Here is a 12,568-nt window from a genome sequence, read left to right on the forward strand (position 1 = left end):
GCTTACCGCTCGGGATACGAAAAAGAACGAATCGGGAGTTTAAACAGAAAATGCCGCAATGAAATCGTCCGGTGCGATAAAAGAGCGTCCTCGCTTTTTCGTGATCGTCGTCCTGCTGCTTGGCGTACTGGTCGTAAACGAATTGCTGGTGCGTGCGGGAACGGTACAGGCGTTGCATTCATGCTGTTGCCGATTTTCGCGCTGCTGGGTTTCGCTTTCGCACTGAGACCGTATGCCACGCTGTGGCTTTATATCGCCGTCAATTATTACATCCTCGGTCTGACCCGTTACGTCGACCTGAAAGGCGGTATGCTGATGATGGAATTCTCCGTATTGTTGCTGGTGGTATTGTTCGTCAGCCAATGGCTCGGAAAGGTGGAGTGGCGCAGGGGATTCAATCAGCTTACCCTTTACTGGACGATTTGGTTCGTGTACTGTACGGTGCTCGCTTTCCTGCCGAGCGCTCATTTCGACGCTTGGATGATTGCGATCAACCTGTACGCTTTTATCCCTTTGCTGCTGGTATTCGCGGTGCCGATTATTTTCCGCAGGTACCGCGACCTGAAGATTTTCCTGTTCGTCTTTTCGTTGCTTACTCTGACGGCCGTATGCAAGGCGCTGTGGCAGAAAACGGTCGGATTCGATACCGCCGAGAAGATTTTTTTGTATCAGGAAGGCGGAGCCAGTACGCACATCATCTGGTCGGGAACCCGTTATTTTTCCTTTTTCACCGATGCGGCGAATTTCGGTTCGGGAATGGTGTTTTCGATGGTCGTATTTTCGATCGCCTCGGTTTACGTCCGGGGGTGGCTGCGGTTTTACTATCTGGCTGTCGCTGTCGCCGCCGCTTACGGTTTCGGACTGTCGGGTACCCGCAGCGCGGTGATCGTGCCGTTCGTAGGTTACGCGCTGTATATTCTGACCACGAAGAACAAACGGATCTTGTTGGCCGGTGTCGTGACGTTGGCCATCCTGTTCGGCTTCTTTAAATTTACGCATATCGGGGACGGCAATGTCATGATTTATCGGATACGTTCCGCATTCAATCCGACCGAAGACGCTTCTTTCCAGGTGCGGCTCGAAAATCAGGAAAGGCTGAGGAGGGTTATGGCCGATAAGCCTTTCGGGGTCGGGCTCGGGTTGGGCGGAGGCAAGGCGAGCCGTTTCGACGACACGGCCGTTACGTCGTGGATTGCGACCGACTCGTGGTATGTGATGGTATGGGTCGAAACCGGAGCCGTAGGCGCTGTGCTGTACTTGGTTCTGCATGCTTTGATTCTCGGGGTCGGGGCGTGGCGGATCATGTTCCGGATACGGGATCCGCAGTTGAAGGGGTTGCTGGGAGCCCTGCTGGCCGGGGCCGGGGGAATGATGGCGGGGTGTTATGCCAACGAGATCATGAATTTTCCGAACGGACCGATGGTCTATATCTGCGAAGCGTTCGTATTCGCCGGTTGCTGGTACGACCGGGAATTGGCCGCAAGGAAACAAAAGGAACTGTCGCATGGGGACGAAGCCTGAGCTGTCGGTCATTACCGTCAATTATAACGGATACGGGGATACGGTAGCGCTGATCGACTCCCTGAGAAAATATCTGGCGGATATTCCGTTCGAGGCGATCGTCGTCGACAACGCTTCGCGTACGGACGAAGCGGAAGCTATCCGCCGGCATTTTCCGGACGAGGAGCGGCTGGTGTTGATTCGTAGCGAGCGGAATCTCGGATTCGCCGGAGGAAATAACCTCGGGATCGGAGCGGCGAGGGGCGATTATCTGCTGTTGCTGAACAACGACGCCTTCGTCGAGGACGGTTCGCTGCGGGAGTTGATCGCCGTGTTGGAAAACGATTCCCGGATCGGATGCGTCTCCCCGAAGATCCGTTTTGCCGATTCTCCGCGCGATATTCAGTTCGCCGGGTATACTCCGCTCAGCCGCATTACGTTGCGAAATTCGCTGATCGGTTTTGGAGAACCCGATCGGGGACAATATCAGGCTTCGCATGTCACTCCGTATTGTCACGGCGCCGCCATGATGTTCCGCCGGGAGACGGTAGAACGGGTCGGACCGATGCCGGAGGCGTATTTCCTCTACTATGAAGAGCTGGACTGGTGCGTTCGGATCGCGCAGGCCGGATACCTGTTGTGGTACGAGCCGAAAGCCACCGTATTTCATCGCGAAAGCCGCTCCGCCGGACAGAACAGTCCGCTGCGGACTTATTACCTGACCCGCAACCGGCTGCTATTCGCGCGGCGAAACCTGAAGGGAGCGTACAGGTGGCTTTCGATCCTCTATCAGACGGCGGTGGCGGTTCCGAAAGCGTGCCTTGCGGCGACGTTGAAAGGCGACCGGCGGAACGTCTCGGCGGTGCTGAGGGGGTGGCGGGATTTTTGGAAAATCTTATAATTTTATGTCATGGCGGTTTTGTACGAAATAGCCGGTTGGGCCGATATCCTGTTGTGGATCGTGTTTGCAGTGCAGGTCGCGTATCTGTTGTTTTTCGCCTGGAAGGGCGGGATGCTGCGACCGTGGAGCGCCGTGCGGCGGCCAGTCCGCAGCAAGCGGCGTTTCGCCGTGTTTTTTCCGGCCTACAAGGAAGACCGTGTGATCGTAGAGACTGTGGAGTCTTTTTTGCGGCAGGATTATCCGGCCGATTCTTACGAAGTGGTCGTGATCTCGGATCGGATGCAGGATCGGACGAACGAACGATTGTCCGGATTGCCGGTAACGCTGCTCAGGGTAGATTTCGAAAACAGTTCGAAGGCCCGGGCGCTTATGTTCGCCGTCGATAAGCTGGATCGGAAACGGTACGACGTCGCGGTAGTGATGGATGCCGACAATACGGTGCAGCCCGATTTCCTGCGACGGCTGAACGAAACGTTCGAGACGGGTACGCGGGCCGTCCAAGCGCATCGTCAGGCCAAAAACCGCAATACGCCGACGGCCGTTCTCGACGCCGTCAGCGAGGAGATCAACAATGCGGTATTCCGGGCCGGGCATATCCGCAGCGGGCTTTCGTCGGCGCTGATCGGTTCGGGGATGGCTTTCGATTACGGATGGTTTCGCGATAATATCCGCAAAACGTGTACGGCCGGCGAGGACAAGGAGCTGGAAGCCCTGTTGTTGAAGCAGGGAATATATATTCATTACCTGCCGGACGTTCCGTCTACGACGAGAAAACCCAGCGCGGAGAGGCGTTCGGCAACCAGCGCAGGCGTTGGCTGGCGGCGCAGTTCGGCGCGTTGGCGAAAGGCCTTCGCGACCTGCCCGGGGCGATTGCCGGCGGTAATTTCGATTACGCCGACAAGTTGTTCCAGTGGATGCTGCTGCCGCGGGCGGTGCTGATTGCCGGCATTCTCTTTTTCGGGGTACTGTTTACGGCGGCCGATCCCGTTTGGGGGATTAAATGGGGATCCTGCTGTGGCTGCTCGGGTTGGCGGTGGCGATGGCGATCCCGGATTCCCATGCGGACAGGCAACTGAGCGGGGCGCTGCGGAAGGTGCCTGGCTTGGCCGCCGGGATGGTGCTGAACCTCTTCCGGTTGCGGGGCGTAAACAAGCGTTTTATTCATACCGAACACGGTGACGAATCTGTCGTAAACTGATTATTATGAGTTTGAAAGAGAAAATAAAGCAGAATCCGGAGCTTAAGCGCCGCCTGCTGAATGCGATGGTGCATCCGGTCAAAACTCGGCCGCGGGGATGGTTGCGCCTGTTCCGGCGGTTTTATACCGAACGCGGGAAAGGCTCGGTCGTCTGCCGCAACGCGCGGTTGGATATCGTTCCGTTCAATCCGTTTTCGCTCGGCGCGCGTTCGGTGATCGAGGATTTCAGTACGGTCAACAATGCGGTCGGCGCGGTGCGTATCGGCGACCGGAGCCGCATCGGACTGGGCAATACGATCATCGGGCCGGTGCGTATCGGCGACGACGTCAATCTGGCCCAAGGAATTACCGTGTCGGGGCTGAATCATAATTTCGAAAATATTTGCGCTCCGATTGCGGCGCAGGGCGTTTCGACGTCGGAAGTCGTGATCGCCGACGACGTATGGATCGGAGCCAACGCCGTGATTTTGGCCGGAGTCAGTATCGGTTCTCACAGCGTCGTTGCAGCCGGCGCCGTTGTGACGAAAAACGTCCCGGAGTGTTGTGTGGCGGCCGGAAACCCGGCGCGGATCGTAAAGTATTACGACCGGGAGGCCGGTTTGTGGAAAAAAAATTGACCGAAGGGCCTGTGGATCCGTTCGGAATGGAAAACGAAATGGAGAAAGGTAAGCCGAAAGTGAGCGTCGTGATTCCGGTTTATAATACGGAAAAGTATCTGGAGGCTACGTTGCAGAGCATCCGGAATCAAACTTGTTGCGAAATCGAGATCATCGTGATCGACGACGGTTCGACGGATTGCAGTGCGGAGATCGTCCGCCGGGCCGCGGACGAGGACGGCCGGATCGTTCTCGTTTCGCAACCGAACCGGGGATTGTCCCTGGCGCGGAATGCCGGGATCGCACGGGCCTCCGGCGAGTTCGTTTATTTTATGGACAGCGACGACCTGTTGGAGAAAGACGCTTTGGAGACATGTTATCGGAAATGTACGGAACAGCGTCTCGATTTCGTGATTTTCGACGCAGAGGCGTTTTCCGACGAAGGGACGGATATTCCGGGGATCCGGTACGAACGAACGCAGGGGATGCGGGATCGTGTCTACGATGGCCGGGAGCTGCTGGCTCTGTTGCTGCGCGAAGGGCGTTACCTGCCTTCGGCCTGTTTGAGTTTCGTTCGTCTCGGTCTGCTGCGGGAATCCGGACTCCGTTTTTACCCGGACATGCTGCACGAGGACGAACTTTATACGCCGATGCTGTATCTGTATGCCGCGCGAGTCGGCTGTATCGAGCGCGCTTTTTTCAAGCGCCGGGTCCGCGAGGGTTCGATTATGACGAACCGGATTTCCCGGCGCAATATGGAGGGGTATTTCACGGCGTTCCGTGAGATGCGCTTTTGGAAACGCTCGCATCCGGGCGACAAGCGGTTGGTCGGGCTGTGGTTCTCCTATATCGTCGATCCGGTGATCTGGAAAGCCCATGCGCTGCCGCTGCGTGACAAATGGCGGGTCGTCCGGGCCGGGTTTCTCTATTTCGGTTACGTGAAAGTGAGAACCTTATTCGTATTTTTGTTCAAACGCTGAAGGAACGGGGCATGTCGCTAAAGAAAGATTTGTTTTCGGGGGTATTCTATACGGCGGTCGCCCGGTATTCGGGCCTGATCGTCTCACTGGTGATCGCCGGCGTACTGGCGCGCCTGATTCCGCCGGAGGATTTCGGTGTCGTAGCGGTGGCGACCGTAATTATCAGTTTTTTCGGCATATTCAGCGATCTGGGAGTCGGGGCCGCCGTGATACAGAACAAGACCCTGACCGACGGAGATCTGTCGAAGATTTACTCGTTCACGGTGTGGACGGGCGTGTTGTTGGCCGTACTGTTTTTCGCCGCATCGTGGCCGATTGCCGCGTATTATGAAAAAAGTATCCTGAAAAGCCTGTGTCAGTGGCTGTCGGTCAACCTGCTGTTCGCTTCGGTCAATATCGTGCCGAACGCTCTGCTGCACAAGGCGAAACGTTTCCGTTTCCTGGCTGTGCGGAATCTGGTCGTTCAGGTTGGAGGCGGAGCGGTTTCGATCGTAGCGGCGCTGTGCGGAGCCGGTTTGTACGCGCTGATCGTCAATCCGATTCTGTCGAGCGTCCTGCTGTTCGTCCTTTCGTACCGGGCCTACCCGCAGCGGCTGCGGCCGACCTTCGGGCTGGATGCGATCCGGAAGATATTCAGTTTTTCGGCTTACCAGTTCCTGTTCAACGCGATCAACTATTTCAGCCGGAACCTGGACAAACTGTTGATCGGTAAGTATATGGGGATGACTGCGCTGGGTTATTACGAGAAATCGTACCGGCTGATGATGCTGCCGCTGCAAAACATCACGCATGTGATCAGTCCGGTCATGCATCCGGTATTTTCCGAGTTCCAGCACGATTTGCAGCGGGTGCGCACGTCGTATGAGAAGATTGTCCGTTTGCTGGCTTTCATCGGTTTCCCGCTGTCGGTTTTTCTGTGGTTCGCCGCTCAGGAAGTCGTGCTGATTATTTTCGGATCGCAGTGGACGCCGTCGGTGCCGGTCTTCCGGATCCTGTCCCTTTCGGTCGGCGTGCAGATCGTGCTGGCGTCGTCCGGCGGAATTTTCCAGGCGGCCAACGATACGCGGAGCCTTTTCGTATGCGGATTGTTTTCGGCAGCGCTCAACGTGACCGGCATTCTGGTCGGGATATTCGGTTTCCGGTCGTTGGAGGCGGTCGCATGGTGCATTTGCGTGACGTTTACGATCAATTTCGTGCAGTGTTACTGGATGATGTACCGGGTGACGTTCGCGAAAAGCCGCCTGTCGGGGTTCTGCCGACAGCTCGTTTCGCCGCTGGCGGTAAGCGGGATACTCGTGCTGTTGCTGGGAGCGACGACGGCCCTGACGAAAGATTCTCCGGAACTTGTCGGCATCCTGGCGAAAGGGGCCGTTTTTTTACTAACTTTGTTTGTATACCTGCAGGTTAGCGGGGAATATGATATTTTGGCCAAACTCAAACGTAAAGGTAATCCGTCATGAAAATCCTGTTCCTCGTATTCCACGGTTTCGATGCGTTCAACGGAATCAGTAAGAAGATCGGCTATCAGATCGAGGCGTTGCGGATACTCGGTCATCAGGTCGAGCTCGGTTCGCTCGCTGTGGACGAACGGGGACGCTGGAAACGCATGGGCGGCGACCGGGTCGTGGAGGATCTCGGCGCCGGGATCGTCGGGAAATTAAAAAAAAAGATGGCGTTACGGTTCGCTCGCCCGTTACATCGTAGAGGACGGTTTCGATTTCGTTTACATGCGTTCCGATCATAACGCCAATCCGTTTACGATTCGGATGGCCCGGCGTGTACGCCGGGCCGGCATCGCGATGGTGATGGAAATTCCGACTTATCCCTACGATCAGGAGTACCGGACGCTGGGGCTGAAAGAAAAAACGGAACTGGCGATCGACCGTATTTACCGGCGCGCGCTGGCCCGCCAATTACGCGCTGTGGTGACATTCAGTGATCTAAGCTCGATTTTCGGACAGCGGACGATCCGCATATCCAACGGGGTCAGTTTCGAACGCATTCCGGTCCGCCGGGAACACGATCCGGTTCGCGGCGAAGTGCATCTGATTGCAGTAGCCGATATCAGTTTCTGGCACGGGTTCGACCGTTTGGTACGGGGGATGGCGGCTTATTATGCTTGCAAACAGCGCCCGGCCGACGTGTACCTGAGCATTGTGGGCCGCGGCCGGGCTGAGACGCTCGACGAACTGCGCCGGACCGTTCGGCAGAACGGATTGGAACGATGGGTGCGTTTTACCGGCCCGCTGTTCGGAGAAGCGCTGGATCGGGAGTTCGACCGGGCCGATATGGCCGTCGGCAGTCTCGGGCGGCACCGTAGCGGAATCTCATATATCAAAACTTTGAAGAACAGGGAGTATGCGGTTCGGGGAATCCCGTTCGTTTATTCCGAGTGCGACAGCGATTTCGAGCGGATGCCTTATGTGTTGAAAGCGCCGGCCGACGAGTCGCCGCTGGACGTCGGCGCATTGGTGGCCTTTTGTTCCGGACGCCGTTTCTCTGCCGCGGAGATCCGGGAGTCCGTGCGGTTTCTTTCGTGGGAGAATCAGATGCGCAAAGTGCTCGACGAATCGTTAAAGACGGCGTAAATGGCAAAAAAAATCGTATATCTGATTCCCGGGCTCCATTTTCCGAGCGGCATGGAACGGGTACTGACGCTCAAGGCAAACTATCTGGCCGACGAGTTCGGTTACGACGTGACGGTGATCCTGACCGAAGAGAAGGACAAGCCGTTCTATTATCCGCTTTCGCCGAAGGTCAAAACGATCAATTTCGATTTGAACTTGACCGGATGTACGGTTTGCCGTTGCATCGGCGGCTGGTTTATTACCGGAAGCGACTGCGGAAGTTCAAAAAACTGCTGACCTCGACGTTATGCGAGTTGAAGCCGGATATTACGGTTTCGTTGTTACGCCGGGACATCAATTTCCTGAATACCGTTCCGGACGGCAGCGTGAAAATCGGGGAGATCCACTTCAACCGTTCCAATTACCGCGACTTTAACAACCGGATGCTTCCCTGTTTCGTTCGGGATGCGGTCAAAAAATACTGGAACGCGCAGTTGATCCGGGAGTTGAAAAAATTGAAAAAATTCGTGGTGTTGACCCGCGAAGACGAGGCGCTGTGGACGGAGTTGGATAATGTCACGACGATCCACAATCCGTTGCCGTTCTATCCGGGACCGGACCGTGTTTCTCCGTGTACGGCCAAACAGGCGATTGCCGTCGGCCGTTATACGTGGCAGAAGGGATTCGACCTTTTGATCGAAGCGTGGAAACGGGTGGCGGTCCGTCATCCGGACTGGACGTTGCGAATTTACGGGGGAGGGGATTCGACGATTTATGCGCGGATGGTCGAAGAGGCCGGATTACGGCGAACCTGCCGTTTGGAAGGCGTTACCGACGATGTGGTCGGTAGGTTTTGCGAAAGTTCCGTTTTTGTGCTTTCTTCGCGTTTCGAAGGGTTCGGGATGGTCGTGGCCGAAGCGATGGCCTGCGGAGTACCTCCGGTTGCGTTCGCCTGTCCCTGCGGGCCGAAGGATATTATCCGTGACGGCGAGGACGGACTGCTGGCGAAAAACGGGGATGTGGAGGACCTGGCCGAAAAGATATGCCTGTTGATCGAACGGGACGAACTGCGCAAACGGATGGGGAGCCGGGCGAGGGAACATGTGCGGCGGTTCGATATCGACACCATTATGCAGCAATGGAGACAGCTTTTCGATGAGGTGACTTCGTAAAGGATCATGCCGGAAATATGAAATGGTACGAAAAATATCTGTCCGTTTACGGAAAACCGTACGCGGATGTGTCTGCCGAGGTTATGGACGGAATCCGCAACCGGCTTCGGACATTGCAGAGCGACGAGCCGCTGGTTTCGGTCGTGGTGATCGCCTATAACGAAGAGAAGCACCTGCCGGCATGCCTGTGGTCGCTTTCGGAAAGCGTGTGCGAATATCCGATGGAGATCATCGGCGTGAACAACGATTCGGCCGACCGCACGGCGGATGTTTTCGAAGCATCCGGGATTCCGTATCATACCGAACTGCAACATAGTTGCGGATATGCCCGCCGGTGCGGACTACAATATGCCCAAGGGAAATATTACATTTGCATCGATTCCGACACGATGTATCCGCCGGGGTATGTGCAGGCGATGACGGATGCGTTGCAAAGACCGGGGATCGTCGCCGTTTCGTCGCTGTGGAGTTACATGCCGGACGAAGGTCACCCGTGGCTGGGCCTGAAAATTTACGAGTTTATGCGCGATACGCACCTGTGGATGCAGTCGTTCAAACGGCCGGAACTGAGCGTCCGGGGGTTGGTGTTCGCCTACAATGCCGACTACGGCCGGAAAGTGGGATACCGGGTGGATATTATCCGAGGCGAGGATGGGTCGATGGCATTGGGCTTAAAGCAATACGGCAGGATCGGTTTCGTACGCAGCCGGAAAGCCCGTGCGGTGACCGGTTACGGGACGGTCGGCGCCGACGGTTCGTTCCTGAACAGTTTCCGGGTGCGGATTGTCAAGTATCTCAAGGGTATGGGAAGTTATTTTACGAAAAAGGATCGTTACCGGGACGACGAGTCGAACCTTGTCCGCTGAAAGGCTGGATGGGAACCGAATTATAGTGGATTCGATAGGTTATGAGATCAGGTGAACCTTACGTGCGTTTTTCCTGAACAAACGGACGCCGGAAATGGTGCGGAAAGTGTTTCCTCCGCGGAGTGCCGGTTCGGAATTTAAATCCGTTTCGAAAGCGCTCGTTTACCTGTTCAGAAGAAAAATCCGCGACCGGCTCGTTCGCCACCGCTTATTGACGATGGATGAGTACCTGAAAATCGGGAACCGCTGACCGAACCCGTGCGGCGGCGCTATTCGGCGAGCGTAAATCCCATGAAAACGGGATTGTGGTCGCTCCATTCCTGCGGCAGCGAATAGTAGCTGACCGGATGGATTCCCTGAGAGTATAGGATGAAGTCGATGCGCAGCAGGTCGAAAAAGCCGTGGAACGTATATCCGTACCCGTTTCCGCAACTTTTGAAACCGTCTTTCAGCAGGTCTCCCCGGATTGTTTGGTAGGTATAGGATACCGGCGTGTCGTTGAAGTCGCCGCAGAGGATCAGCGGGGAGCGGGTCGATTGTACGATGGCATGTACCTGGCGGGCCTGCTCGGCTCGTTTCACGAAATTGCTTTGTATGGTGTTTTGCAGCTGGTTGACGCCGTGCAGGTCTCCGATGACGTAATTCTCCTTGATGCCCTCGATGAGCGCCCGGCTCTGCGTGATGCTGGTCGTCTGCATGTGCACGTTTACGATTCGGACGGGTCGGCCGTCGATCGAAAGGTCGCACCACAAGCCGTCGTTGCAGCTATTCTCGAACGGGATTATCTGCCAGTCCGTGATCGGATATTTGCTGAATACGGCCAGGAGCAGTTTACCGTCGCCTCTGTCCGGTTCGCTCCGGTACGGGTAAGCGCCGAACAGAGAATCCAGACCGGGCATCCCCCGGATGCCGTTGAATTCCTGAAAACAGATGATATCAACTTCCTCCTCGCGGGCATGCAACAGGATGTCGTCCAGAATCAGACGCACTTCTTGATGGACGGCTCCCGCATTCAGCGTCATAATTTTCATCGTTTTGCCTGCGGCGGACGCCGGGGGCGAGTACTGGAACATACCGTTCAGATACCGGTAGTTCGCTGCGATCGCCAGAATGGGGAACAGCAGCCATATGAATTGTCGTTTGAAGATCAGCCAGATAATGAACAGCGCGCAGAGGATCAGCAGGGCGGGGATCGCCAGACCCAAAAACGGCATCGACGGGTAAACGGCCGGGTCGGCGTACGGTACGAAATATCCGGCCATCGTAATCAGCGATACCAGGCAGATGACCAGATTGAAGGTCAGTTTCATAAATGTTCCGACGGCTTTTTTCCCCATGGCGCGGCGATGAATGAATCGCAAATATAGTGTTTTTAGCGATTTTCGGAGGGGGAGCGCGAAATTTAAGCCGGATTTATTCCGTTTCGGTCGCCGCGGTTTTCCGCACACGCGGTAAATAGGGTATTTCTGTTGCCGGATATTCGTACGCTCCGATAAATAAATGCTGCAAACGGCTTGGAATATCCGGGATAATGTGTTTATTTTGACAATCGGTTATCGGAGGGGTGCGTCGAGCGAAACCGGTGTCGTTAAATGCTGTCTGTCAGATATTTATGCAGAATAAAGGGAAACAGTCCATCCTGGAGAAAATCAAGCGCCCCGTCGATCCGAAATTGTTTATCAAGGAGATCGACGGTCTGCGTTTTCTGGCCATCCTGACGGTATTCATGCTGCATTTGAATAATTATGTCAGCCGGAGCGTCGGCCGGAACTTCAACGCCGGGATTTCGGACTTTTTTTCATGGGACTGGTTTATCAACCGGTTCGGGTTCGGGGTCGAGATCTTTTTTGCCATCAGCGGTTTCGTGATCTCCTTGCCTTTTCTGCGGCATTACATGTATCACGAAAAAAAAACGGAGCTAAAGGTTTATTACCGGCGTCGGTTTTCCCGGATCGGCTGGCCGTTCCTGCTCTCTTGCGTGATATTTTATACGCTTTATGTCGTAGCCAACCGTTTGTCGCTGGCCGGCGAATCCCCGCACCTGTTCAGCGCCGTGGCTTATGTGCATACGCTGATTTACGGGGCATGGGCTCCGTTCAATCCGGTCACCTGGAGCCTGGAGGCGGAAGTGCAGTTCTATCTGATCGCGCCTTTTCTGATCGGTTTTATATTTTCGAACCATTCGCTCATGCTGGTGAAACTGCTGGGACTCGCGGCGGCGGCCATCGTCGTACGGGCTTTGTTCCTGGACGATATCGCGCGGTTGCATCTCGACCGGACGGTGTTCGTATTCCTGCCGCTATTCCTTTCCGGGTTTCTGCTGGCTTTTATCTATTTGCGTCATAATGATTTCCTGCTTCGGAAGTCATACGTATGGGATGCGGTCGCTGCGGCCGTCTTTTTCGGTATGTTGTGGACGACCTACGCCCCGAACCGCACTGCCTTTACGGTCTGCTGTTTCGTTTTCCTGGTCGCCGTATTCAAAAGCCGTTTGCTGAACCGGATGCTGACCCATAAGGCCGTTTATGTCCTGGGCGGCATGAGCTATTCGTTCTATTTGTTGCACTATCCGATGTTCTACTTGTTCGGTAAAGTATTCGGACAGCATCTGATGTGGTCGGAAAGTTACGTGGCGAACTATTTTACGCATGCTCTGGTTTTCTTCCCGCTGACGATTCTGGTCGCTTCGGTGTTTTACTGGGTCGTGGAACGACCCTGTATCGCCAGGAAGCGGAACGTCCGGCTGAGAGCTGCAAACGGATTTGCAGGGGAACTGAATGTGAATTAA

At 55.4% G+C, this 12,568-nt stretch carries 12 protein-coding genes and 2 pseudogenes; 13 read left to right on the forward strand and 1 reads right to left on the reverse strand.

The genetic code is table 11. From position 1 onward, the window contains the following. Positions 1-58 precede the first annotated feature (58 nt). From DW082_RS14435 to DW082_RS14655, 12 genes and pseudogenes are all read left to right on the forward strand, one after another. Positions 59-226, forward strand: coding sequence for a hypothetical protein (locus DW082_RS14435; RefSeq protein ID WP_182424069.1), 168 nt, complete (start codon positions 59-61; stop codon positions 224-226). Next, on the forward strand, positions 181-1,521 hold the full coding sequence (locus DW082_RS02545; protein ID WP_118457176.1) for an O-antigen ligase family protein: 1,341 nt from the start codon (positions 181-183) through the stop codon (positions 1,519-1,521). Before DW082_RS14435 ends, DW082_RS02545 begins: the two co-directional genes overlap by 46 nt. Continuing rightward, positions 1,505-2,401 (forward strand): glycosyltransferase family 2 protein, encoded by an 897-nt coding sequence (locus DW082_RS02550; RefSeq protein ID WP_118457178.1) that lies wholly within the window; start codon positions 1,505-1,507, stop codon positions 2,399-2,401. Before DW082_RS02545 ends, DW082_RS02550 begins: the two co-directional genes overlap by 17 nt. A 9-nt stretch (positions 2,402-2,410) precedes the next feature. Then, the gene (locus tag DW082_RS02555) at positions 2,411-3,340 is read left to right on the forward strand and encodes a glycosyltransferase (RefSeq protein WP_259335475.1); all 930 of its coding nucleotides are present in this window, start codon (positions 2,411-2,413) and stop codon (positions 3,338-3,340) included. 61 nt (positions 3,341-3,401) lie between these two features. Beyond that, entirely contained in the window at positions 3,402-3,599 is a 198-nt protein-coding gene (locus DW082_RS14860; protein ID WP_259335476.1) for a hypothetical protein, read from the forward strand. Between the two features lie 5 nt (positions 3,600-3,604). Further along, a complete protein-coding gene (locus DW082_RS02560; protein ID WP_118457180.1) occupies positions 3,605-4,216 on the forward strand; it encodes a DapH/DapD/GlmU-related protein in 612 nt (203 codons plus the stop codon). 38 nt (positions 4,217-4,254) lie between these two features. Then, entirely contained in the window at positions 4,255-5,175 is a 921-nt protein-coding gene (locus DW082_RS02565) for a glycosyltransferase (RefSeq protein ID WP_220452627.1), read from the forward strand. A gap of 11 nt (positions 5,176-5,186) precedes the next feature. Next, on the forward strand, positions 5,187-6,635 hold the full coding sequence (locus tag DW082_RS02570) for a lipopolysaccharide biosynthesis protein (RefSeq protein ID WP_118457184.1): 1,449 nt from the start codon (positions 5,187-5,189) through the stop codon (positions 6,633-6,635). Further along, positions 6,632-7,763: pseudogene (locus tag DW082_RS02575) on the forward strand (glycosyltransferase family 1 protein). The gene DW082_RS02570 and the pseudogene DW082_RS02575 overlap by 4 nt, the downstream one beginning before the upstream one ends. Continuing rightward, positions 7,764-8,914 (forward strand): annotated as a pseudogene (locus tag DW082_RS02580) (glycosyltransferase family 4 protein). It abuts the pseudogene before it with no gap. A gap of 17 nt (positions 8,915-8,931) precedes the next feature. Continuing rightward, positions 8,932-9,780, forward strand: coding sequence for a glycosyltransferase family 2 protein (locus DW082_RS02585; protein ID WP_055206138.1), 849 nt, complete (start codon positions 8,932-8,934; stop codon positions 9,778-9,780). Positions 9,781-9,874: 94 nt separating this feature from the next. Then, the gene (locus tag DW082_RS14655) at positions 9,875-10,030 is read left to right on the forward strand and encodes a hypothetical protein (RefSeq protein ID WP_220452628.1); all 156 of its coding nucleotides are present in this window, start codon (positions 9,875-9,877) and stop codon (positions 10,028-10,030) included. Between the two features lie 19 nt (positions 10,031-10,049). On the opposite strand, the gene DW082_RS02590 is transcribed toward DW082_RS14655, so the two are convergent. Beyond that, positions 10,050-11,090: an endonuclease/exonuclease/phosphatase family protein gene (locus DW082_RS02590; protein WP_220452164.1), complete on the reverse strand. Its 1,041-nt coding sequence runs from the start codon at positions 11,088-11,090 to the stop codon at positions 10,050-10,052. 302 nt (positions 11,091-11,392) lie between these two features. Between DW082_RS02590 and DW082_RS02595 the strand changes: the two genes are divergently transcribed. Continuing rightward, a complete protein-coding gene (locus DW082_RS02595) occupies positions 11,393-12,568 on the forward strand; it encodes an acyltransferase (RefSeq protein WP_118457188.1) in 1,176 nt (391 codons plus the stop codon).

The sequence above is a fragment of the Alistipes sp. AF48-12 genome, assembly GCF_003477565.1.
Taxonomy (GTDB): domain Bacteria; phylum Bacteroidota; class Bacteroidia; order Bacteroidales; family Rikenellaceae; genus Alistipes_A; species Alistipes_A hominis.

Excerpts from the sequence above, each read along its gene's own strand:
- DW082_RS14435 (WP_182424069.1), top strand. The coding sequence starts at position 59 with ATGAAATCGTCCGGTGCGATAAAAGAGCGTCCTCGCTTTTTCGTGATC.
- DW082_RS02545 (WP_118457176.1), top strand. The coding sequence starts at position 181 with ATGCTGTTGCCGATTTTCGCGCTGCTGGGTTTCGCTTTCGCACTGAGA.
- DW082_RS02550 (WP_118457178.1), top strand. The coding sequence starts at position 1,505 with ATGGGGACGAAGCCTGAGCTGTCGGTCATTACCGTCAATTATAACGGA.
- DW082_RS02555 (WP_259335475.1), top strand. The coding sequence starts at position 2,411 with ATGGCGGTTTTGTACGAAATAGCCGGTTGGGCCGATATCCTGTTGTGG.
- DW082_RS14860 (WP_259335476.1), top strand. The coding sequence starts at position 3,402 with ATGGGGATCCTGCTGTGGCTGCTCGGGTTGGCGGTGGCGATGGCGATC.
- DW082_RS02560 (WP_118457180.1), top strand. The coding sequence starts at position 3,605 with ATGAGTTTGAAAGAGAAAATAAAGCAGAATCCGGAGCTTAAGCGCCGC.
- DW082_RS02565 (WP_220452627.1), top strand. The coding sequence starts at position 4,255 with ATGGAGAAAGGTAAGCCGAAAGTGAGCGTCGTGATTCCGGTTTATAAT.
- DW082_RS02570 (WP_118457184.1), top strand. The coding sequence starts at position 5,187 with ATGTCGCTAAAGAAAGATTTGTTTTCGGGGGTATTCTATACGGCGGTC.
- DW082_RS02585 (WP_055206138.1), top strand. The coding sequence starts at position 8,932 with ATGAAATGGTACGAAAAATATCTGTCCGTTTACGGAAAACCGTACGCG.
- DW082_RS14655 (WP_220452628.1), top strand. The coding sequence starts at position 9,875 with ATGGTGCGGAAAGTGTTTCCTCCGCGGAGTGCCGGTTCGGAATTTAAA.
- DW082_RS02590 (WP_220452164.1), bottom strand. The coding sequence starts at position 11,090 with ATGAAACTGACCTTCAATCTGGTCATCTGCCTGGTATCGCTGATTACG.
- DW082_RS02595 (WP_118457188.1), top strand. The coding sequence starts at position 11,393 with ATGCAGAATAAAGGGAAACAGTCCATCCTGGAGAAAATCAAGCGCCCC.